The sequence below is a fragment of the Paraburkholderia terrae genome (assembly GCF_002902925.1).
Lineage (GTDB): Bacteria > Pseudomonadota > Gammaproteobacteria > Burkholderiales > Burkholderiaceae > Paraburkholderia > Paraburkholderia terrae.
In genome coordinates this window covers 382,873-404,379 of sequence record NZ_CP026112.1, presented here as the reverse complement: position 1 = coordinate 404,379, position 21,507 = coordinate 382,873, and the positions used below count along the sequence as shown (strand labels likewise).

The following is a 21,507-nucleotide window of genomic DNA, read 5'->3' as shown; positions in this document are numbered from 1 at the left end:
TTTTCATTGCCCCAGTGGAAAAAGTGGATGCGCCCGGAAGCGGGCGCGCTGTGTCGGCGTGATCAGCCGCGTGTTTTAGGCTTGTCGGCTTGCGCCAGAGTCTGCGCGGGCCGCGCGTCGACAGCCGGCGTGCCGCGCTCTGCATCCGCGTGCAACTCGCCCGGCGGCCGATACAGCACCATCTCTCCGACATGCCCGTTCTGCGGCACGTCGCCCGTGGTTTGCCAGTCCGGATCGGGAATCTCGCTGAACACCTGCCGAAGCCGTTCGCCCCACGTGCGATGGATCATCTGGTAGTAGGCATTGTCCTGATCGATCGACACGAAGCGCGTCACCTTCAGCGAATCTTTCTCATAGACGAGCAGATCGAGCGGCAGCCCGACCGAGAGGTTCGAGCGCAGCGTCGAATCCATCGAGATCAGCGCGCACTTGGCGGCCTCGTCGAGCGGCGTGGATGGGATCAGCACGCGGTCGATGATCGGCTTGCCGTACTTCGACTCGCCGATCTGAAAGTACGGGTTCACACGCGACGATTCGATGAAGTTGCCCGCCGCATAGATCATGAAGAGGCGCGGCCTCGGTTGCCCGGCGCCATTGCCGCCCTCCGCGTGCTCACGGATCTGTCCGCCGAGAATGAAACTGCAATTGAAGTCGACGCCGAATTCCTGCAGCGCATTCGCCTCGCGCAGATGCACGTCGCGCACCGCCTGGCCGACCACGCGCGCGGCATCGGCCATCGTCTGCACGGTCCAGAGCGTGGGCTTCGACGAAGCGGAAGGTCCAGTAGGCTCGGACAACTCTTGCAGCACGGCCTGCGTGAGCGACAGATTGCCCGCGCCGAGCAGCACCAGCATGCGTTCGCCGGGCACTTCGAACACCGACATCTTGCGCGCGGTGCTGATGTGATCGACGCCGGCATTGGTCCGTGTATCCGACAGGAACACGAGCCCTTCATCGACGCACATCGCCACACAGTAAGTCATGACAGGAATCCAGACGGCCGCCCCGAACGAACGGTTGGGCGAGCCGGAAAAAGGCACAGGCCGCGGGCAGCGCCGCGGGACGCTGCCATTGTAATGCGCGCGCCTGGCACGCTGCAGCCGATGTGTGCCCGAGAAAACCCAGGTGTTGCGTTGCGTCTCCTATTGCGGCGACTGCTCCTGCGCCTTCACTGCAACGGATACATCGAGCGTCTCTTCCAGTCCGCCGATCCGCCGTCCGCGCACGGGCGACGCCGCTTCGTAATCGCGCGCCGCCGCGAGCCGGCAATACATCTCGCTCGCAAATGCGGCGTGCGTGACGTCGACGGAAATCCAGCCGATGCCCGCGAGCCACACATCGACCCACGCGTGACTCGCCGCATGCTCGACGTCGCCAGGTTCGATATAGCCGCTCACATAGCGCGCCGGAATGCCGCGCGCGCGGCAGCACGCGAGCATCAGATGCGCGTGGTCCTGGCAGACACCCTTGCCGAGCGCGAGCGCCTGCGACGCCGTGCTCGTCACACCAGTCGCGCCTGTCTCGAACTGCACGCGATCGATGATCTTCTCCGCCAGCGCGATCAGCGCGGCCGGCTTGTCGAGCGACGGCACAGACGCCGCCAGTTCGCGAATCGCCGGATCGCAGTCCGTCAACCGTGTCGCACAGGTGAAATGCTCGAGCGGAATCGCGCCCGCATCGTCGCCGAGCCGGCCGTCGATCAAGGCAAACGTGTCGACTTCGCCCGACACATGCACGCGAATCTCGTCGTGCTGCTTGTTGAGCACGAGCGTGTGCAGCACGTTGCCATAGGCGTCGAAGGTCGAGTCGAGCTTGCCGGGCGCATCGAGCGTCCAGCGCCGCACGATCTGTGAAGCACCGCTCGACGGCGTGAGGCGCAGTTGCTGGATCGAGTAATGGACCGTCGATTCGTAGCGGTAAGAGGTGTCGTGGCGGATCGTCAGATACATTGAGGGCACTCCATCAGGCAACAGGCAGCATCAGGTACGTGCGCGCGACCATGTTGCCGAGTTCGAACACGCGGGCGAGAAACTGCGTGAGCCACGCGTGCAGACCGGTTTCGAAAATCTGCCGGATATCCGAGTAAAGCAGTTCGGCGCGCAGCTTGCCCGCAAAGCGCTCGCATTGATTCGAGCCCTGCGTGCGCAGCATCGCGAGGTTTTCGCAGACGCCATCGAGGGACGCCAGCAGCGAGCGCGGCATCTGCGAATTCAGGATCATCAGTTCGACCACGCGCGCCGGCGTCACGACATCGCGATACACCTTGCGGTAGATCTCCAGCGCCGACACCGAACTCAGAATCGACGTCCAGTAATAGAAGTCTTCGAGCTGGCGCGCGGCCTCGCGCGAGTTCGGCTCGGCGTCGGCGAAGCGCACGTCGAGAATGCGCGCCGTGTTGTCCGCGCGTTCGAGAAAGGTGCCGAGCTGCGTGAAGAAGAATGCGTCGTCCTGCAACGCGGTGCCGATCGTCACGCCGCGCGACAGATGCGAGCGGAACTTCACCCATTCGAACAGCGCCGACAGGTTATTCGACACCTCGCCGTGCGCGGTGCGCTCGTTGAATTCTAGCCACGTATCGTTGATCGTTTCCCACCATTCTGTGGTCAGCGTGCCGCGCACCGCGCGCGCGTTTTCGCGGGCTGCCTGCAGACACGAATGAATGCTCGACGGGTTGGTCGGGTCGGCCACCATGAAATCGAGCACGTTTTCGCGGGTCGGCTCGTCGTAGCGCTGCGCGAACGCGTGCTCCAGCTCGGAGATGCGCAGCACCGAGCGCTGCGTGCGCTCCTCCTGTTCGGGCGTCTGCGGCAGCAGTTGCGCCTTCAGGTTGATGTCGAGCATGCGCGCGGTATTCTCGGCGCGCTCCATGTAACGGGCCATCCAGAACAGATGATCGGCAGTGCGGCTCAGCATGTCGGCTTTCCGTATTGATTGGACGCGCTCTCGTCGCCGTGTGACGCGAAGCGCGCCGGGTTGCCCGTGGTTTGTCGGCTTTGCGCCTGCATCGCGCGATGCGGGCGCTTCGGAACATCGTTCGGCGTGGTCAGTCGACCATCCAGGTGTCTTTGGTGCCGCCTCCCTGCGACGAGTTGACGACCAGCGAGCCCTCCTGCAACGCGACGCGCGTGAGGCCGCCCGCGCACATCGTCACCGTCTTGCCCGACAGAACGAAGGGGCGCAGATCGATATGGCGCGGCGCGATGCCTGCTTCGACGAAGGTCGGACAGGCGGACAGCGCGAGCGTCGGCTGCGCGATGTAGCCGGCGGGCTTTTCGATCAGCCGCTGGCGGAACGCCTCGATTTCCGCGGACGTCGACGCCGGCCCGACGAGCATCCCGTAACCGCCTGCGCCATGCACTTCCTTGACGACGAGCTCGGGCAGATGCGCGAGCGTGTAGGCGAGGTCGTCGGGCTTACGGCACTGGTAGGTCGGCACGTTGTTCAGGATCGGCTTTTCACCCAGATAGAACTCGATCATGTCGGGCACGTACGGATAGATCGACTTGTCGTCGGCGATGCCTGTGCCCATTGCGTTCGCCAGCGCCACACGCCCCGCGCGATAGGCCGTCAGCAGCCCCGGCACGCCGAGCGCCGAATCCGGGCGGAACGCGAGCGGATCGAGAAAGTCGTCGTCGACCCGCCGATAGATCACATCCACGCGCCGCGGACCTTGCGTGGTGCGCATGAACACGTAGTTGTCGTCGACGAACAGGTCCTTGCCTTCCACCAGTTCGACGCCCATCTGCTGCGCGAGGAAGGTGTGCTCGAAGTAGGCGGAGTTGTACATACCGGGCGTCAGCACGACGACGACGGGATCGTCGACGCCTTCGGGTGCCACCGAGCGCAGCGTGTCGAGCAGCAGATCGGGATAGTGGGCGACGGGCGCGATGCGGTTCTGCACGAACAGCTCGGGGAAGAGCCGCATCATCATCTTGCGGTTTTCGAGCATGTACGACACGCCCGACGGCACGCGCAGATTGTCTTCGAGCACGTAGAACTCGCCGTTCTCACCAGCGCGCACGACGTCGACGCCTGCGATGTGGGCGTAGACTGCGAGCGGCACGTCGACGCCCTGCATTTCCGGCCGGTATTGCGCGTTGGTGTAGACCTGATCGGCGGGCACGATGCCGGCGCGGACGATGTTGCGGTCGTGATAGACGTCGTGGATGAAGAGGTTGAGCGCCTGGACGCGCTGCCTGAGGCCGGCTTCGAGCGTTTGCCATTCGCCGCGCGGGATGATGCGCGGGATCAGATCGAACGGGATGAGCCGCTCGGTGCCTGATAGATCGCCGTTGACGGCGAACGTGATGCCGACACGGCGAAACAGCAGATCGGCTTCGGCCCGCTTTCTCTCGATTGCCTCACTGCCCTGCTGCACGAGCCAGCGTTCGAACCGCTGATAATGCGGCCGCACGGCGTCATCGAACTGACGCATCTCGTCAAAGCATCGCATGTTACGCCCCACTCTTTTTGTCGGATAGAAGGCGAATGCGCTGCGCATTCGGTTTTTCAATCTCGATCAAGCAAGCGTTATGCCATTCGGGATTTGTGCGCTGCGCGCGGTGGATGCACTGAGAATGCGCACTGCGATGGCGCTCGATTGTCGCTGTCATCGTAGCGCGGAGGGGGAGGATGCGCTACTCCGGTGCGTGTTGTTGCGCACACGGTGCGTTAAGGGCGCTGGCGCGGGCCCTGGTTTGGGGATTGGTTTGGTTTGGGGATTGGTTTGGTTTGGGTTTTGGTTTTGGTTTTGGTTTTGGCTCGCTGCGCGGGAGTCTTTTTGCTTGCATCCGCGGTTTGCCTTCGTGGCGCGGCGGGTTTGGTTTGCTGGTGTTTGCGCTGGCATCCGCGTGTTGCCTTCGTGCTTCAAGCGTCGCCCCTGTGCGGGGCGGCACCTACTTTTCTTTGCCGCCGCAAAGAAAAGTAGGCAAAAGAAAGCGGCTAACACCGCCAGTTCTTGTGTTTGCCTGAGGGCCCCCACAGGGTCTTACACTTCACACGGCAATCACGTGACCCATGTTCGTTGCCAACGCTCTTGCGCTGCGCCTCACCCGCTTCACCCACCCGCGCTTCACCATGCCGTGCCAGATAGTCCACGGCCGCCCAGGTGGCAAACTGTGTGTAGGCCGTAGTGCCTCGCACGCCTCACTTCGGACCGCCAGCGCGCGCATACCTCCATGTAAGAGCGCCAAGCTATACGACGCGACAACCTACACACAGTTTGCCACCTGGGCGGCACATACCATTCGCTTCCGCTAGCTCTTGTGCGGGTGTCTGAAGCGGGTGAGGCATTCATTCGAAGCGTTGGCAACGCACGCAAACAAAGACACCGCCGTGTGAAGCGTAAGACCGGTTGGGGGCCCTCAGGCAAGAAGAAATGTTGGCGGTGTTAGCCGCTTTCTTTTGCCTACTTTTCTTTGCGGCGGCAAAGAAAAGTAGGTGCCGCCCCGCACAGGGGCGACGCTTGAAGCACGACAACAAAACGCGGATGCCAGCGCAAACACCAGCAAACCAAACCCGCCGCGCCACGAAGGCAAACCGCGGATGCCAGCGCAAAGCCCAAAACAGCAAACAAAACCGCCCGCGCCGCGAAATAGCACACGCGGCTGCCAGCGCAAAAGCAAAAGCAAGAGCACCCCGCCCCCAGCGTCGCAGACAAAAAAAATCCCCACACACTTCCGCATGCGGGGACCGCGATAAAGCAACCGCAACGACAGCGGCTCACGCCGCCATCGAAGCGCATCAACTTACGCTGCTGCGTCCTTCAGCTTCTTCAACGCACGTGCCTTGACCCGCACGCTTGCCGGCTTCGCCGGGAACCAACGCTCCTGACCCGTGAACGGGTCCTTGCCGAAGCGCTTCTTCTTCGCCGGAACGGTCTGAACGACGATCTTCAGAAGACCCGACAGCGTGAATTCGCCAGCGCCCTTCTTGTGGACCGAACCGAGGATCGTGTCTTCGAGTGCAGCCAGAACTGCCTTCGCCGACTTCGGTTCGACGCCCGCACGCTCCGCAACGTGTGCAGCCAGCGAGGCCTTCGTGAAGGTGTCCTTGATCGGCGACGAAACGCCGGGCGCCTTCACGGCGACCTTCTTAGCCGTAACTTTCTTTGCGGGAGCAGCAGCTTTCTTTGCAGCAACCTTCTTGGTCGGAACCGTAGCAGCCTTCTTAGCCGCTACCTTTTTTGCGGAAGTCGCCATATTTCTCCTACCTCTAAGGGTCATTGATTGCGAGAAGCGCACGCGATATGCACACGCTTCAACGCCGGATTCTACAAGCGCTTTTGCGTTCTGCGCGAATCTTTTGTGTATAACGGTTACGGTTTGTTGCGCGGCGCTGACTACCTCGCGCATTTCGAGCCTGTTTTTAAGGGGTAAACGCGATCACCAGGCGATTTCGCCGCACCTGTCCAGCACGAATCGTAAAACCCGGCCCTCACAGCAAGACCCCAGTCTCAATGACGAAATCGAGCGTGCGTTACGCGCGCAAGCGTCGGGGACCCCTGACAGGACGGCAAGCGCGATCCCTCAAAAGCACGCTCAAGTCCTTGATTCGACACGCGGCAGCAGCTTCGCAAGCGTCGCAAGCGCGGTGTCGATCTGTCCAGCCTCGATGCCGCCATAGCCAAATACAAGCCCTGGTTGCGGCGTTGCCCGCACATAGAAAGGCGCGAGCCCATGCAGTGCGATCGATTCGTCGCGCGCCGCTTCGATCACGGCCGCCTCCGTGAGCGGCGCCTTCAGCAACGCAGCCATATGGATACCCGCCGTCGGCACGATGGGCTCGAACCAGCGAGCGAGGTCGCCCTGCAGATGCGCAAGCAGGCTTGCGCGGCGCGCTGCGTAAAGCTTGTGCATCCGCTTCAGGTGCTTGGCGAAGTCACCGTTCAGCATGAAACTGGAAAGCGCGGTCTGCGTCAGCGAGCAACCATGCCAGTCGCCAATCTGCCGCGCCTTGCACAGCGTGTCGAATAGCGAAGCGGGCGGCACCATGTAACCGACGCGCAGCTCGGGGAAAATCGTCTTTGAAAACGTTCCCACGTACGCGACGAGGCCCGTGCGGTCGAGACTCTTCAGCGGCTCCATCGGCCGTCCTTCGAAGCGGTATTCACAGTCGTAGTCGTCTTCGATGATGACGGCGTCGCGCTGTTGCGCCCATTCGAGCAGCTCGACGCGCCGCGCGAGACTCATCGGCATGCCGAGCGGAAACTGATGCGACGGCGTCACGTAAACGAGCCGCGCGTGCTTCGGCAGCTTGCTCACGATCAGGCCTTCGGCATCGACGGGCACGGCTACCACCTTCGCGCCCACGGCCGTGAGGCACGCGCGCGCGGGAGGATAGCCGGGGTCTTCGATAGCGGCGACGTCGCCGGGACGCAGCGTGACGCGCGCGATGAGGTCGAGCGCATGCTGCGCGCCCTGCGTCACGATGACGTCCTCCCAGTTGCTTGCGACGGCGCGATTAAACGCGAGATAGCGCGAGATCGCGAGCCGCAATTCCTGTTCGCCGGCGGCATCGCGATACGTGCCGCGTCCGCGCGACTGCACGCGAAGCGCGTGGTTCACGCAGCGGCGCCAGACGTCGAAAGGGAAATGGGACTTGTCGGTAATGCCGCCGATGAAGTCGTACGGCGTGCCGGGCGTCGTTTGCGGGCTGAGTACCTCGGGGACGGTGTGCCACACCGGTTGAGCGCGGGCACTGGAACTGGGGTCTGTTCTCGCGTCGTGGGCGGCACGTGCATGTGCTGGTTTTTCGGCGGGCAGCCGCTGTAAACCTGCGGCGACGAAGGTGCCCGAGCCGGGGCGCGCATGCAGGAAGCCCTCGGCGAGCAGGCGCTCGAAGACGTCGAGCGTCGTTTTGCGGGAGACGCCGAGTTGCGTCGCGAGATCGCGGGTCGAAGGCAGTTGGGTGCCGCCTGCCAGGCGGCCTTCGATTATCCCCGCGCGCAGTTGTCGGTAGATTTGCCCCGCCAGGTCGTGGCGGCCCTCTACGGATAGGTGGATTTCCATTTCAGTTTTGGTTCTGGTTTGGTTTTTGCCTGCGGCGAGCTTGTTGTTAGCTTAGCGTGCGCGTTGCCGTTTGGTGGGTTTGTTTGTGCGTTCGCACTTGAGGTGTTTGCTGCGGAAGCGGTTTGGTTTTTTTGACTTTGCGCGGGCATCTGTGGTTGTGCCTTCGCGGGGCGGGTGTAGGTTTTGGTTTGCTCGTGTTTTGGCTGGCATCCGCGTTATGCCTTCGTGCTTCACGCGTCGCCCCTGTGCGGGGCGGCACCTACTTTTCTTTGCCGCCGCAAAGAAAAGTAGGCAAAAGAAAGCGGCTAACACCGCCAACATTTCTTCTTGCCTGAGGGCCCCCACAGGGTCTTACGCTTCACACGGCGGTGTCTTTGTTTGCGTGCGTTGCCAACGCTTCAAATGAACGTCTCACCCGCTTCGAATACCCGTACTCGGGCAAGCGGCAGCGAATGGTATGTGCCGCCCAGGTGGCAAACTGTGTGTAGGTTGTCGCGGCGTATAGCTCGGCGCTCTTACATGGAGGCGCGCGCTATCGGTTCGAAGTGAGGCATGCGAGGCACTACGGCCTACACACAGTTTGCCACCTGGGCGGCAGTGGAATAGCTGGCACGGCGCGCTGTAGTGCGGGAGCGTGAAGCGGGTGAGGCGCACCGCAAGAGGGCTGGCAACGAATGTGGGTCACGTGGTTGCCGCGTGAAGCGTAAGAACCTTCGGGGGCCCTCAGGCAGGAACAAGAACTGGCGGTGTGAGCCGCTTTCTTTTGCCTACTTTTCTTTGCGGCGGCAAAGAAAAGTAGGTGCCGCCCCGCACAGGGGCGACGCGTGAAGCACGAAGGCATAGCGCGGATGCCAGCGCAAACACAAGCAAACCAAAACCAAAACCAAGACCTACACCCGCGCCGCGAAGACACAACCGCGAATACCAGCGAAAGAACAACCCCACAACACCAAAAGAAAAAGGCGCACCCAAAAAGGCACGCCTTGAAAGACCGCTCCGCCCCGAAGGGGCAAAAAAACCTTACTGCACCGACGCCGCCACGCCCTCACCGCTGCGCGCTTGCACAGCGCACTGCTGATGCGCCCGCGAAAGGCGCCCCATCAGCGGCAGCAACAAGATAGCAACAACCGCCCCAACCGCAGCCAGCCACCCGAGCTCAGCAAAGAGCTTCGTATACAGCGGCAAAGAGATCAAAGGATCGAGATCCCCAGCCGGCATCTTCGCCAGATTGGCAACAACGCTGCCCAGATACTGCGACACGCCCGTCGCCACAAAATAAGCGCCCATCATAAAACCGCTCATCCGCGCCGGCACATAGCGGGCGATCATCGCAAGCCCGAGACCGCTCACCAGCAGTTCGCCGAGCGAGTACAGACCATAACCGCCCACCATCCACCACGACGAAACGCGTCCATTGACGGCAAAGCTGCCGCTCCACGCATAAACGAAGAACCCCGCCGCAACAACGGCAAAACCAAACGCATACTTCGCCGCAACCGGCACGTCCTTACCGCTCTTCGCGAGCTTCGTATACAACATGGCAAGAAGCGGGCTCAGCAGCATGATCCAGATCGGATTCAGCGCCTGGAACTGAGCAGCACTCCACGTAAACAGATGCGCGCCGAACAGCGAGAACGTCGGATCGACATTACGCAGCGCGAACAACGTCAGCGACGTCGACATCTGCTGATAGAACACGAAGAACAGAATCACCTGAAGCGTCAGAATCAGCGCTGCCAGCAAGCCCGAGCGCTCCGACCGCTCGCAGCTGAGCAGCATGTACGCGAAGATCGCCAGAATCGCGACACCCGCCGTGTATACACACGCGACGGCAATCGCCTTGTGCTGCAGCACGAACGTCGTCGCCGTGCCCAGCGCGATCCCGCCGATCGCGACTGCCAGCACGCGCTTCCAGCGGATCGGCTCCGCATCCGGCGCAGAACCAACGTGCGACAGCGTCCGGAACATCAGAAAGTAGTTCACCACAGCGATCAACATGCCGCCGCAACAGACGGCGAACGCCGTGTGCCAGCCCCAGTGATCCTTGATCCACGGCGTCGCCAGCATCGACACCGTCGAGCCGATGTTCACCGCCATGTAGTAGATCGTGAACGCGCTGTCGATGCGCGCATCGTCGCCTTCGTAAATGCGCCGCACCAGGTTCGCCGCGTTCGACTTGAACAGGCCATTGCCAACCACGATCACGCCCAGCGACGCATACATGAACTCGAGGCTGTCGTTCGGCAGCGCCAGCATCAGGTAGCCGGCCGCGAGCACCAGCGCGCCGAAAATCATCGAGCGGCGCGCGCCGAGAATCTTGTCGCCAACCCAGCCGCCGATCGACGGCGACGCATACACGAGCGCCGCGAACGCGCCCCACGTGAGCGTCGCGCGGCTGTCGTCAAAGCCGAGCCGGTCGATCATAAACAGCACGAGCAGCGCCGCCATGCCGTAGTAGCCGAAGCGCTCCCACATCTCAATGAGAAAGACCGTCGAGAACGACCGGGTCTGGGATACGGGTGATTTCATGCTTTCCTCTTATTTACGCGATAGCAGCCGCGCGCGCATGCGTCGAGCAGACGCAATGCCACGTGGCGAAGCTGGAAAAACTGGAGATCGTCGATCACTTGCCGTGGTCGATGCGCAAGGCGGCATCGAGCGACGGTGCAGTGCGATACGAGCAACGGACAGCGGGGTCCGCGTCGAAAACGGAACAACCAGGACTTCAGCGGGAGGCCGTCAACGCGGACAGCGCGTGACGAAAGACTCAATGATAAAGCATCGCGCGAGCGGACCGCTTCGGCGGCTGCATCGAAATACGCGTGCTGGATATGCAGGATGGATGCGGAAAGACTGCGAAAGAAATCGACATGGATGTTCACCTTCATTCGTCGGTGGCAGTCCGGTCAGGACGTACCGATCAAAACGCCGTCGCAGGATCGCTGCAAACGGGAGTGCAGGCGGATCAGCCCGGCCAGGCCAACCGCGCGAGGTTGCGATTGTGCGCATCGGAACGCGACTTGTCGCTTCGGGAATTCACTGAGATGCGCACCACCCACGCACGATCCGTCTCAATGCATTACCGGTCTTCTAACGCAAATCCAATAGGTGAGCTTTGCGATCTGGCAACATAGAGTACTTTCTCGAAAAGATCGGATCTGCGTGAACGGCATGGAAGAGTTGTCAAGCTACGCAAGGCTCGGCGGGAAAGAGCAGCACGTCATCAAACAACATTTGCTTATATCAAACTAATTTTGACGGACTAATTTGGTTTTGTTATGGTCACGACACTTGAGAAAGACACGGCACTTGCACTGGGGAGCAAGATCCGCGCGCTGAGGCAAAGGCTGAAGCGTACGCTCGACGAAACAGCGACAGCAGCAGGCATTTCGAAGCCGTTTCTGTCGCAGGTCGAGCGCGGTCTCGCGTCGCCGTCCATCACGTCGCTGGCAGGCATTGCGAATGCGTTGGGAGTGAAGGTGCAGTATTTCGTCGACACACCAAGCGAAGAGCGCTCGGTGTGTCGCGCAAACGAGCTGAAGTTTTTTGGTTTCGCAGACTCGGCGAACCTGTTTGCCCGGATGACCAATCTGTCGGGGGGCCGTCAGTTGGAAGCCATCCTTGTGAGGATGCCACCCGGGCAAAAGCGTTCCGAAGTCACGACGCATGCCGGTGAAGAGTTCATCTATGTCATCGAAGGGCAAGTGTCGTTGACGCTGGAAGGCAAGACCTTCGTGCTGCGCGCCGGAGACAGTGCGCATTACGAATCGACGGTGCCGCATAGCTGGGCCAACACGGCCCGCAAGGAATCGGTCGTCGTGTGGGTAGGTACGCCGAGATTGTTTTAGAAGGCAGGCATTCGATCCTGGTTGGAAGCGCTTCCGCAAGTCGGGGAGCGCACTCAAATCCGCTGTAGGATGCCTGTAATAATAATTGTAAGGAATCCTGCATGCCGTACACCGAACAAGGGCCGCCTCGGCCTTCATCACGCGGATAACCGTTAGCGGCGTCCGCGCCGCTTGCGTTTCTCTCCCGACTCTTTCTGCGAATCCAACCATGAAAACACCGTTCGTTTACACGACGGCGCTGGCCGCGCTCGTCCTCACATTTCAGCAACACGCATCGGCCGTCACGGTCCCGTCGGGCGCCACGCTCGCCGCGAGCCAGGAACTGACCCGTCAGGTTCCCGCCGAAACCGAATCGCTCGACCCCGCACACATCGAATCGTGGACGGGCAACACGATCGGCCTCGATCTGTTCGAAGGCTTGACGCGCATCGACGCATCGGGCGCGATCGTGCCTGGCGTCGCGCAGTCGTGGACGCGCACCGCGCCCGACACGTGGGTCTTCAAGCTGCGTCACGATGCGAAGTGGAGCAACGGCCAGCCCGTCACGGCAGCGGACTTCGTGTATGCGTGGCAGCGCGTCGTCGATCCGAAGACGGGTTCGAAGTACACGGTGCTCGTCGAGTTCGTGAAGAACGCGAAGGAGATCATCGCGGGCAAGGCACCCGTGACGAGCCTCGGCGCGCGCGCCGTCGATCCGTACACGCTCGAAGTGAAGACCGACGTGCCCGCCGCCTTCTTCCCGCAACTGACGGCGATGGCGACGATGGCCCCTGTCGACAAGGCGGTCGTGACCAAGTTCGGCAACGACTGGACGCGCCCGGCGAACTTCGTCGGCAACGGCGCGTTTGCGCTGACCGACTGGCAGCCGAACAACCGCCTCGTCATCAACAAGAACGGCAACTACTGGAACGCACCGAAGGTCGCGATCTCGAAGGTCACGTATCTGCCCATCGAAAGCGACGAAACGGCAATGCGCATGTATCAGGCCGGCCAGTTCGATTACACGTACACGATCCCGTCGGGCATCTACAACCAGGTCGACAAGCAGTTCGGCCAGCAGTTGCAGAAGGGCCTGCAGATCGCAACGTATTACTACAGCCTCAATAACGACGACCCCGTCTTCAAGGACAAGCGCGTGCGCCAGGCGCTGTCGATGGTAGTCGATCGCGAGCTGCTGACGTCGAAGCTCACGTCGAGCGGCGAACTACCGATGTACGGCCTGATCTCGAAGGGCACGGAAGGCGCCGCCGTCTTCAAGCCGGAGTGGGCATCGTGGCCGATGGCAAAGCGCGTCGAATACGCGCGCAACCTGCTGAAGGAAGCCGGCTACTCGGATGCGAAGCCGCTGACGTTCACCTTCACCTACAACACGAACGATCTGCACAAGAAGGTTGCCCTCTTCGTCACGTCGGAATGGCGCACCAAGCTCGGCGTTACCGCGAAGCTGGAGAACGTCGAGTACAAGGTGCTGCTCAAGCAGCGGCATGACGGCAAGGTGCAGGCATCGCGCGACGGCTGGTTCGTCGACTACAACGACGCGATGTCGTATTTCGACCTGATCCGCTGCGGAAGCGTGCAGAACGACCAGCATTACTGCAACCCGAAGGTCGACGCGCTGATCGATCAGGCCAACCAGCAGACCGACGACAAGCAGCGCACCACGCTGCTCTCGCAGGCGCATGACCTCGCGATGAACGACTATCCGATGATCCCGCTGTTCCAGTACTCGGCGGCGCGTCTCGTGAAGCCATACGTCGGCGGCTACGCATCGACCAACTATCTCGACATGCGCGCGTCGCAAGACCTGTACTTGCTCAAGCACTAAACAGCAGGAACCGCACTCATGCTTGCATACACGTTGCGCCGCACGCTGTGGACGATCCCGACGATACTCGCCGTGATCACCGCATGCTATTTGCTGCTGCATCTCACGCCGGGCGGTCCGTTCGATACCGAGAAGCATCTGTCGGATGCCACGCTCGCGAACCTGAACGCGCGCTATCACCTCGACGAGCCGCTGTGGCAGCAGTATCTGCATTATCTGTGGGCACTGCTGCACGGCGACCTCGGCCTGTCGTTCCGCTACACGGACTGGTCCGTCACCGATCTCGTGTTGAAGGCGCTGCCCGTGAGTCTCGGCGTCGGCGGCGTGTCGGTGCCGATCGCCGTGGTGATCGGCGTCACGCTCGGCACGGTTGCCGCCGTGCGTCGCGATAGCGTGATCGATCACGCGGTGATGGTGCTCGGCAATATCGGCAACGTCGTGCCGCCGTTCGTGCTCGGCCCGTTGCTGGTGTGGGTGTTCGCGATTCTGCTCAAGACCGCGGACGGCCACGGCTGGCTGCCCGCGGGCGGCTGGGGCGAAGGCGAGTGGCGCTATCGCGTGCTGCCGATCGCCCTTCTGACGATCATCAACGTCGCGCTGATCGCCCGCGTGATGCGCGGCAGCATGATCGAAGTGCTGTCGGGCAACTTCATTCGCACCGCGCGGGCGAAGGGTTTGCCTGCGCGCACCATCGTCCTGCGCCACGCCATGAAGCCCGCGCTGATGCCCGTCGTGTCGCTGCTCGGCTCGGTGTGCATTTCGTCGATCACGGCGGCTGTCGTCACCGAATCGGTGTTCGCGCTGCCGGGTATCGGCCAGCTCGTCGTCAACGGCGCGATCAACCGCGACTACACGCTGGTGCTCGGCCTCGTCGTGCTGACGACAGCCGTCGCCGTCCTGTTCAACCTGCTCGTCGACCTTGCGTACGCATGGCTCGATCCGCGTATCCGCTATTGAACCCGATGAGAATGCCACCTGTTTCATTGACCGTAGTCGACGCGCCGCCTTCGCGCAGCCCGCTGGCGACGGCCGCGCGCCGCTTCGTGCGCAATCGCGCGGCGTTCGTCGCGCTGCTGCTGCTCGTCGTCATCATGCTCGCGTGCTTCGTCGGGCCGCTGCTGTCGCCGAACAATGCGATCGACAGCGACTGGTCCGCGATCAGCCTCGCGCCCACATTCGACAACATGCACTGGTTCGGCACCGACGAACTCGGCCGCGACCTGCTCGTACGCACGCTGGTCGGCGGGCGCGTGTCGCTCGAAGTCGGTTTGCTCGGCACACTCGTGTCGGGACTGATTGGCGTCGCGTGGGGCGCGACGGCGGGCTATCTGGGCGGACGCGTCGACGCCGTGATGATGCGCATCGTCGACATGATGTACGCGATTCCCTACATGCTGATCGCGATCCTGATGATGACGCTCTTTGGCCGCGCGTTCTATCTGGTCGTGCTGACCATCAGCGCCTTTTCGTGGCTCGATATGGCGCGCGTCGTGCGCGGTCAAACGTTGTCGTTGCGCTCGCGTGAATTCATCGACGCAGCCAAGGCAATCGGCGTCGATTCGCGTTCGATTATCACGCGTCACATCGTGCCGAACCTGATCGGCGTGGTGGTCGTCTACGCGACGGTCACGGTACCTGGCATCGTACTGACGGAATCGGTGCTGTCGTTTCTCGGCCTCGGCGTGCAGGAACCGATGACGAGCTGGGGCGTGCTGATCCAGGACGGTGCGCAGAAACTCGAATCGACGCCGTGGCTGCTGCTGTGCCCTGCCCTCATGCTGTGCGCGACGCTCTATGCCGTGAGCTTCGTCGGCGACGGACTGCGCGATGCACTCGATCCGAAGGACCGCTGAGATGGCACTACTCGAAGTCAAAGATTTAAGCGTGCGCTTCTCGCGCCGCGACGGCGCGCCCGTCGACGCCGTGCAGCGCGTGTCGTTTTCGCTCGATAAAGGCAAGACACTCGGCATCGTCGGCGAATCGGGCTCGGGCAAGAGCCAGACCGTGATGGCACTGCTCGGCCTGCTTGCGAAGAACGGCAAGGTCAGCGGCGAAGCGCTCTACAACGGCACGAACCTGCTGACGATGAACGATGCCGCGCTCAACCGTATTCGCGGCGACCGCATCGGCATGATCTTCCAGGACCCGATGACGTCGCTCAATCCGTTCCTGACGATCGAGCGGCAGATGACGGAGACACTGCAACTGCATCGCAAGCTGTCGCGCCGCGAGGCGAAGCAGCGCGCGATCGAAACGCTCGAACGCGTGCGCATTCCCGATGCGGCGCGCCGCATCGGCATGTATCCGCACGAGTTCTCGGGCGGCATGCGCCAGCGCGTGATGATCGCGATGGCGCTGTTGTCGGAACCCGAAATCCTGATCGCCGACGAACCGACCACGGCACTCGACGTCACCGTGCAGGCGCAGATCATCGAACTGCTGCGCGAGCTGAACCGCGAGCGCGGCACCGCGATCATCCTGATCACGCACGACATGGGCGTAGTGGCCGGCCTGTGCGACGACGTGATGGTCATGTACGCGGGGCAAACGGTTGAACAGGCGCCCGCGCAGCAACTGTTCGCCGCGCCGACGCATCCGTACACGATCGGCCTGCTGAACGCGCTGCCGCGACTCACCGACGACGACGACCAGCCGCTGCAAACCATCCCGGGCAACCCGCCGTTGCCGGGCATGGCGACGCAAGGCTGTGCGTTCGCACCGCGCTGCACGTACGCCGAAGAGCGATGCCGCGCGACGCGTCCGGCGCTCGAATCGATCGAAGGCGAGGTCCATGCGCTGCGCGCGTGCCATCGTCCCGTCCAGGCTATCGCGGAGGTGCTATGAGCGCCCAGGAAACCCTACTCAAGGTCGACAACCTCAGCGTGCATTTCGGCATCGCGCAGGGCGGCTATCCGTGGTCGAAGAAGGCGACGCTGCGCGCCGTCGACGGTGTGTCGTTTGACGTACGTCGTGGCGAGACGGTGGGCCTCGTCGGAGAATCCGGTTGCGGGAAATCGACGCTCGCGCGCGCGATCATCGGCCTGACGCCGGTGACTTCGGGCAGCGTGCGATGGAAAGGACGCGAGTCGGTGAAAGGCACGACACGCGATACCACACAGATTCGCCGCGACGTGCAGATGATTTTTCAGGACCCGCTCGCATCGCTCGATCCGCGCATGACGATCGAACAGATCGTCGCGGAGCCGCTGAAAACGCATCAGCCGCAACTCGGCCGCGAAGAGATACGCGTACGCGTGCGGACGATGCTCGAACGCGTCGGCTTGAGCAACCACCATCTGCGCCGCTATCCGCACGAATTCTCAGGCGGCCAGTGCCAGCGCGTGGGCATCGCACGCGCGTTGATCGGCGAGCCGCAACTGGTGATCTGCGACGAGCCGGTGTCGGCACTTGATGTGTCGATTCAGGCGCAGATCGTCAATCTGCTGCGCGACCTGCAGCGCGAACTGTCGCTGTCGCTGCTGTTCGTCGCGCACGATCTGGCCGTCGTGAAGGCGATCAGCCAGCGCGTGCTCGTGATGTACCTGGGCCGCGTGATGGAGTTCGGCGACAAGCGCGATGTCTATCGCGAGCCGCAGCATCCGTACACGCGAGCGCTGCTGTCTGCCGTGCCGCTGCCCGACCCGGCTGCCGAGCGCGCGCGCAAGCATGTGTTGTTGCGCGGCGAGATTCCGTCGCCGCTCACGCCGCCTTCGGGCTGCGCGTTCCGCACGCGCTGCCCGGATGCAATCGATGCCTGCGCGAACGAGCGGCCCGTTACGAGCGCAACGGGCATCGGTCATACGCAGGTCGCCTGCATACGCGCCGTCATGACCTGACAACCCTTTAGCTTCACGCAAACCTTTTTCCACGACGCAGCTAGCCGCTGCGCCGAGGGAGGCGTTCGTTCGCGCGACGGCGGGAACGGGCGAGAAAGTGTGGCACGGCCGACCGCCGCGCCGCTGTTTCATCAACTAGAAAAAATGGAACTGCAATGACAACCCAACGATCCACATCAGGAGCATCGAAGTTCGCATTGCTGGCAGTGGGCCTGCCAGCACTGACGATCGCCACTGCCGCGCTGGCCGACGATGCAGTCGCACCCGCCGTACCTGCCGCGGCGAGCGCCGCCGTGGCGCAGGCTGCGCCGGTATCGCCCACGGCGCCGGCCAAACCGAAGCTGAAACACACACCGAATGTCGCTGAGGTGCAGCCCGAAACCAACAACGCGCTCGTGAACGCCGAAGCCGACCAGGCCGTGACGCCGACCGCGCCGTTGTCGAGCCAGGCGAAGAGCAAAGGTCTGATCGCCGACAGCCATCTGAACCTGCTGTTCCGCAACTACGCCGACCAGTTCGACAACGAAGGCGGCCCGCACCGTCATGCGTGGGTTCAGGGCATGCAGGCGAACTTCGAATCGGGCTTTACGCAAGGGCCGGTGGGACTCGGCTTCGACGCGTCGCTGTTTGCCGCGCTCAAGCTCGACGGCGGCAACGGCGCGGGCAACATGGTTCACGTGGCGAAGGGCGGCGGCGGCTCCGACCAGCTCGCGTGGGCGTATCCGGGCATGTACGACATCAAGGGGCGCATCTCCGAGACGGTCGTCAAGTATGGCTTGCAGATCGTCGACAACAACCCGTTCATGGAACCGCATGACAACCGCGCGTTGCCGCCGACGTTCCTCGGCGTGTCGGCAGTGAGCAACGATATCCATAACGTCACGCTGCAAGCGGGCAGCTTCACGAAGGTCGACCCGCGCGGCCACACGAACCTCGTAGACCTGACGACATCGTACGGCGGCACGACGTTCAAGCGCCTATCCTACTTCGGCGGCAACTGGGACTATTCGCCCAACGGTACGGTCACGCTGTACGCGGACCAGGCGGAAGACGTCTGGAATCAGTTCTACGCGGCGATCTCGCATTCGATCGGCGATGTGAACACTGTCAAGTGGGCGGGCCTCGCGAACATCTACTCGACGCATCAGACGGGTTCGGCGCTGCAAGGGCACATCAACAACAATGCGTATAGCCTGTCGCTGTCGGCGCAGCATGGTCCGCATCAGGTGTTGCTCGGGTATCAGCAGATTCTTGGTGACCAGTTCTTCGATTATGTGAACGAGACCAACGGTATTTATCTCGTGAACTCGATGGACGTTGACTACAACGCGCCGCATGAAAAGTCGTTCCAGTTGCGGTATACGTTTGATGGTAAGTATGCCGGGTTGCCTGGCTTTAAGGCGATGCTGTGGGGTGTGACGGGCTGGGGCGCGGATGCTTCGGCTGGCGCCGCGTCAAATGCTATCGGGCCGTATACGCGGAATGGCGAGTATGTGCATGGCACGCACCATGAGATCGGTTTTATTCCGAGCTATACGCTGCAAAGCGGGCGGTTCAAGGATACGAAGATCACGTTTATCGCGATGTATCACAAGTCGACAGCGCACTATTCGGACCCGGATAATATGGAGTATCGGTTGGTCGTGAATGTGCCGGTGAAGGTGTTCTGATTTTTTTGTCTGCGACGCTGGGTGGTTTGCTTGTGTTTGCGCTGGCATCCGCGTTTTGCTTTCGTGCTTCATGCGGTGCCGGTCGGGGTGTTTGCCTTTGCGCTGGCATCCGCGCGTTGCCTTCGTGCTTCACGCGTTGCCCCTGTGGGTTTGCGTTTTCGCTGGCATCCGCGATTTGTTAGCGTGCTTCACGCGTCGCCCCTGTGCGGGGCGGCACCTACTTTTCTTTGCCGCCGCAAAGAAAAGTAGGCAAAAGAAAGCGGCTAACACCGCCAGTTCTAGTTCTTGCCTGAGGGCCCCCAAAGGTTCCTACGCTTCACACGGCAATCACGTCATTCATGCTCGTTGCCAACGCTCTTGCGGTACGCCTCACCCGCTTCACGCACCCGCGCTGCATCATGCCGTGCCAGATATTCCACGGCCGCCCAGGTGGCAAACTGTGTGTCGGTCACTGGTGCTCCACACGCCTCACTCCAGACCAATTGCACATGCGCTCCACCCTGTAAGAGCGCTAACTTATACGACGCGACAACCTACACACAGTTTGCCACCTGGGCGGCACAAACCGTTCGCTGCCGCTAGCTCTTGTTCAGGTGTTTGAAGCGGGTGAGGCGCTCATTCGAAGCGTTAGCAACGCACGTGAACAAGGGCGTTGCCGTGTGAAGCGTAAGACCCGTTGGGGGCCCTCAGGCAAATACAAGAGTTGGCGGTGTGAGCCGCTTTCTTTTGCCTACTTTTCTTTGCGGCGGCAAAGAAAAGTAGGTGCCGCCCCGCACAGGGGCGACGCTTGAAGCACGCTAACAAATCGCGGATGCCAGCGAAAACGCAAACCCACAGGGGCAACGCGTGAAGCACGAAGGCAAAGCGCGGATGCCAGCGCAAACACGAGCAAACCAAACCCAACCCAACGCGCCCGCGCACCCCCCAGAACAACCACCCCAGCGTCGCAGACAAACAAAAAAAATCAAAAGATAACCGACACAACAATGGACAACCAAACCGCAATCATCCCAACCAGAAACATTCCCCGCGCGGAGCGCACCTTCTTATCATTCGTATCAGGCACGACGGGACTAGTCGCCACCCACGGCACGAGACCCAAAAACGCAAACCCAACAATCGCAAGCCCAGCAACGAACCTATCGGTCAGCGTCCAGTGGCCTCCTTCCTGGAGACCCCAATAGCCAAGAAAGATAATACCGATCGAGAACGTCGTCGCGGAAGCCGTACATAACGCTGGCACCGATCCTTGGGGAGTGGGCATGGTCCACCTCGCGTGATTCAGTGCCGTCGATTCTACTTCAGCTTCGCCGCGTTCTGGCCCCTCCGAGTTCTTACGCGGATAACCGCGCCAACCTCGCCTCATAAGCTTTCAGATGGCTGTACGCGATACGCAGTAACGACAGCGCCCCATCCTTCTGCGCGTCGCCGCCGCGCGCAATCAGATCACCGACGATATGATCCGCCTCGATCCGCGACTGCCCTTCAATATCGCGCAGCATCGACGCCGTCAACGCCGAGCCATCCGCAAACAGAATGGTCTGCGCACGCGCATTGGACGCTTCGCCGATGGCATAACCGTTCGCCGCCGCGACCGCCTTGCATTCGGCCAATATGCCTTCGATCACACGGCGCCCGTCCGGTGTCTTCAGAATGTCGCCGATCGCGGCACGGTGCAAACAGGTGTTGGCCGCAAGCGTCGCCAGGAACACCCACTTCTCCCACATCTGCTGAAGGATGTTGTCGGACGCCGTCGAGTCGAAGCTCGCACCGTCGAACGCCGATGCAACCGCTTGCACGCGCTCGCTCAATCCGCCGCCGAGCTCACCGAAGCCGATCGCATGCATGTCGTTCAGATGCACGATTTCGCGTTCGCGATTGAGCGTCGCGGCAATCACGCACTGCCCGCCCAATACCTTCGTCGCGCCGAATCGCTGCTTGAGCACATCGATATGACGCATGCCGTTCAGCACGGGCAGGATCATCGTCGATTCGCCGACAGCGGATTCGAACGATTCAATCGCATCGTCCAGGTTGTACGCCTTGCAGCTCAACAACACGAGATCGTATGGCTGCGTGATCTGATCCGCGAGCACGGTCTTCACGTCGCGCAATGTCACATCGCCGCGCGGACTTTTAATGACGAGCCCGAAGTGCCGCAGTTCTTCAGCGCGCTTTTCGCGCACGAGAAACGTGACATCGCGGCCCGCCTGCACAAGACGTCCGCCGAAGTATCCGCCCACAGCACCCGCGCCCACTACGAGAATTCGCATTGCTCCTCCGTTAGTCCGTTTGTCTGGCGTACGCCATGCGCATGAA

The 21,507-nt window shown here is 61.9% G+C and carries 18 protein-coding genes; 9 read left to right on the top strand and 9 right to left on the bottom strand.

Translation table 11 applies throughout. From position 1 onward, the window contains the following. Window positions 1-62: 62 nt before the first annotated feature. The 4 genes from C2L65_RS17955 to C2L65_RS17940 form a co-directional block, all read right to left on the bottom strand. A complete protein-coding gene (locus C2L65_RS17955) occupies window positions 63-983 on the bottom strand; it encodes a proteasome-type protease (protein ID WP_042316211.1) in 921 nt (306 codons plus the stop codon). Between the two features lie 159 nt (window positions 984-1,142). Continuing rightward, window positions 1,143-1,949 carry a transglutaminase family protein gene (locus C2L65_RS17950; RefSeq protein WP_042316212.1) on the bottom strand — a complete coding sequence of 269 codons (807 nt, stop codon included), beginning with the start codon at window positions 1,947-1,949 and terminating at the stop codon, window positions 1,143-1,145. A 13-nt stretch (window positions 1,950-1,962) separates the two neighbouring features. Then, the gene (locus C2L65_RS17945) at window positions 1,963-2,913 is read right to left on the bottom strand and encodes an alpha-E domain-containing protein (RefSeq protein ID WP_042316213.1); all 951 of its coding nucleotides are present in this window, start codon (window positions 2,911-2,913) and stop codon (window positions 1,963-1,965) included. 130 nt (window positions 2,914-3,043) lie between these two features. Further along, window positions 3,044-4,453 (bottom strand): circularly permuted type 2 ATP-grasp protein, encoded by a 1,410-nt coding sequence (locus C2L65_RS17940; RefSeq protein ID WP_009770769.1) that lies wholly within the window; start codon window positions 4,451-4,453, stop codon window positions 3,044-3,046. Window positions 4,454-4,632: 179 nt separating this feature from the next. On the opposite strand from C2L65_RS17940, the gene C2L65_RS45510 reads away from it, so the two are divergent. After that, window positions 4,633-4,971, top strand: coding sequence for a hypothetical protein (locus C2L65_RS45510; protein ID WP_156132421.1), 339 nt, complete (start codon window positions 4,633-4,635; stop codon window positions 4,969-4,971). A gap of 776 nt (window positions 4,972-5,747) precedes the next feature. Here C2L65_RS45510 and C2L65_RS17935 read toward each other — a convergent pair. From C2L65_RS17935 to C2L65_RS17925, 3 genes are all read right to left on the bottom strand, one after another. Continuing rightward, on the bottom strand, window positions 5,748-6,200 hold the full coding sequence (locus tag C2L65_RS17935; RefSeq protein WP_042316219.1) for an HU family DNA-binding protein: 453 nt from the start codon (window positions 6,198-6,200) through the stop codon (window positions 5,748-5,750). Between the two features lie 339 nt (window positions 6,201-6,539). Next, window positions 6,540-8,009, bottom strand: a complete 1,470-nt coding sequence (pdxR, locus tag C2L65_RS17930; protein WP_042316221.1) for a MocR-like pyridoxine biosynthesis transcription factor PdxR — start codon at window positions 8,007-8,009, stop codon at window positions 6,540-6,542. Between the two features lie 1,020 nt (window positions 8,010-9,029). Beyond that, a complete protein-coding gene (locus C2L65_RS17925; protein WP_042314393.1) occupies window positions 9,030-10,538 on the bottom strand; it encodes a peptide MFS transporter in 1,509 nt (502 codons plus the stop codon). A 62-nt stretch (window positions 10,539-10,600) separates the two neighbouring features. Here C2L65_RS17925 and C2L65_RS45505 point away from each other — a divergent pair, with 62 nt between their 5' ends. From C2L65_RS45505 to C2L65_RS17885, 8 genes are all read left to right on the top strand, one after another. Next, entirely contained in the window at window positions 10,601-10,768 is a 168-nt protein-coding gene (locus tag C2L65_RS45505) for a hypothetical protein (protein WP_156132385.1), read from the top strand. Window positions 10,769-11,287: 519 nt separating this feature from the next. Beyond that, window positions 11,288-11,857 (top strand): cupin domain-containing protein, encoded by a 570-nt coding sequence (locus tag C2L65_RS17915; protein ID WP_007743723.1) that lies wholly within the window; start codon window positions 11,288-11,290, stop codon window positions 11,855-11,857. 208 nt (window positions 11,858-12,065) lie between these two features. Beyond that, the gene (locus C2L65_RS17910; RefSeq protein ID WP_042314391.1) at window positions 12,066-13,682 is read left to right on the top strand and encodes a peptide ABC transporter substrate-binding protein; all 1,617 of its coding nucleotides are present in this window, start codon (window positions 12,066-12,068) and stop codon (window positions 13,680-13,682) included. An 18-nt stretch (window positions 13,683-13,700) separates the two neighbouring features. Further along, window positions 13,701-14,639, top strand: coding sequence for an ABC transporter permease subunit (locus tag C2L65_RS17905; protein WP_042314390.1), 939 nt, complete (start codon window positions 13,701-13,703; stop codon window positions 14,637-14,639). An 11-nt stretch (window positions 14,640-14,650) separates the two neighbouring features. Next, window positions 14,651-15,535, top strand: a complete 885-nt coding sequence (locus C2L65_RS17900) for an ABC transporter permease (protein WP_167450354.1) — start codon at window positions 14,651-14,653, stop codon at window positions 15,533-15,535. Between the two features lies 1 nt (window position 15,536). Then, window positions 15,537-16,526, top strand: coding sequence for an ABC transporter ATP-binding protein (locus C2L65_RS17895; RefSeq protein WP_042314388.1), 990 nt, complete (start codon window positions 15,537-15,539; stop codon window positions 16,524-16,526). Next, the gene (locus C2L65_RS17890; protein ID WP_042314387.1) at window positions 16,523-17,518 is read left to right on the top strand and encodes an ABC transporter ATP-binding protein; all 996 of its coding nucleotides are present in this window, start codon (window positions 16,523-16,525) and stop codon (window positions 17,516-17,518) included. The genes C2L65_RS17895 and C2L65_RS17890 overlap by 4 nt, the downstream gene beginning before the upstream one ends. Before the next feature lie 155 nt (window positions 17,519-17,673). Continuing rightward, window positions 17,674-19,188: an OprD family outer membrane porin gene (locus C2L65_RS17885; RefSeq protein ID WP_042314386.1), complete on the top strand. Its 1,515-nt coding sequence runs from the start codon at window positions 17,674-17,676 to the stop codon at window positions 19,186-19,188. A gap of 964 nt (window positions 19,189-20,152) precedes the next feature. Here the strand turns inward: C2L65_RS17885 and C2L65_RS17880 are convergent. Beyond that, window positions 20,153-20,452 carry a hypothetical protein gene (locus tag C2L65_RS17880; RefSeq protein WP_042314385.1) on the bottom strand — a complete coding sequence of 100 codons (300 nt, stop codon included), beginning with the start codon at window positions 20,450-20,452 and terminating at the stop codon, window positions 20,153-20,155. A 70-nt stretch (window positions 20,453-20,522) separates the two neighbouring features. After that, the gene (gene panE / locus C2L65_RS17875) at window positions 20,523-21,461 is read right to left on the bottom strand and encodes a 2-dehydropantoate 2-reductase (RefSeq protein WP_042314384.1); all 939 of its coding nucleotides are present in this window, start codon (window positions 21,459-21,461) and stop codon (window positions 20,523-20,525) included. Between the last annotated feature and the right edge of the window lie 46 nt (window positions 21,462-21,507).

What these genes read in the sequence shown, in the direction of transcription:
- C2L65_RS45510 (WP_156132421.1), top strand. Translation starts at nt 4,633, where the DNA reads ATGCGCTACTCCGGTGCGTGTTGTTGCGCACACGGTGCGTTAAGGGCG.
- C2L65_RS17915 (WP_007743723.1), top strand. Translation starts at nt 11,288, where the DNA reads ATGGTCACGACACTTGAGAAAGACACGGCACTTGCACTGGGGAGCAAG.
- pdxR (WP_042316221.1), bottom strand. Translation starts at nt 8,009, where the DNA reads ATGGAAATCCACCTATCCGTAGAGGGCCGCCACGACCTGGCGGGGCAA.
- C2L65_RS17910 (WP_042314391.1), top strand. Translation starts at nt 12,066, where the DNA reads ATGAAAACACCGTTCGTTTACACGACGGCGCTGGCCGCGCTCGTCCTC.
- C2L65_RS17935 (WP_042316219.1), bottom strand. Translation starts at nt 6,200, where the DNA reads ATGGCGACTTCCGCAAAAAAGGTAGCGGCTAAGAAGGCTGCTACGGTT.
- C2L65_RS17895 (WP_042314388.1), top strand. Translation starts at nt 15,537, where the DNA reads ATGGCACTACTCGAAGTCAAAGATTTAAGCGTGCGCTTCTCGCGCCGC.
- C2L65_RS17880 (WP_042314385.1), bottom strand. Translation starts at nt 20,452, where the DNA reads ATGCCCACTCCCCAAGGATCGGTGCCAGCGTTATGTACGGCTTCCGCG.
- C2L65_RS17940 (WP_009770769.1), bottom strand. Translation starts at nt 4,453, where the DNA reads ATGCGATGCTTTGACGAGATGCGTCAGTTCGATGACGCCGTGCGGCCG.
- C2L65_RS17945 (WP_042316213.1), bottom strand. Translation starts at nt 2,913, where the DNA reads ATGCTGAGCCGCACTGCCGATCATCTGTTCTGGATGGCCCGTTACATG.
- C2L65_RS17905 (WP_042314390.1), top strand. Translation starts at nt 13,701, where the DNA reads ATGCTTGCATACACGTTGCGCCGCACGCTGTGGACGATCCCGACGATA.
- panE (WP_042314384.1), bottom strand. Translation starts at nt 21,461, where the DNA reads ATGCGAATTCTCGTAGTGGGCGCGGGTGCTGTGGGCGGATACTTCGGC.
- C2L65_RS17900 (WP_167450354.1), top strand. Translation starts at nt 14,651, where the DNA reads ATGCCACCTGTTTCATTGACCGTAGTCGACGCGCCGCCTTCGCGCAGC.
- C2L65_RS17925 (WP_042314393.1), bottom strand. Translation starts at nt 10,538, where the DNA reads ATGAAATCACCCGTATCCCAGACCCGGTCGTTCTCGACGGTCTTTCTC.
- C2L65_RS17955 (WP_042316211.1), bottom strand. Translation starts at nt 983, where the DNA reads ATGACTTACTGTGTGGCGATGTGCGTCGATGAAGGGCTCGTGTTCCTG.
- C2L65_RS17950 (WP_042316212.1), bottom strand. Translation starts at nt 1,949, where the DNA reads ATGTATCTGACGATCCGCCACGACACCTCTTACCGCTACGAATCGACG.
- C2L65_RS17890 (WP_042314387.1), top strand. Translation starts at nt 16,523, where the DNA reads ATGAGCGCCCAGGAAACCCTACTCAAGGTCGACAACCTCAGCGTGCAT.
- C2L65_RS17885 (WP_042314386.1), top strand. Translation starts at nt 17,674, where the DNA reads ATGACAACCCAACGATCCACATCAGGAGCATCGAAGTTCGCATTGCTG.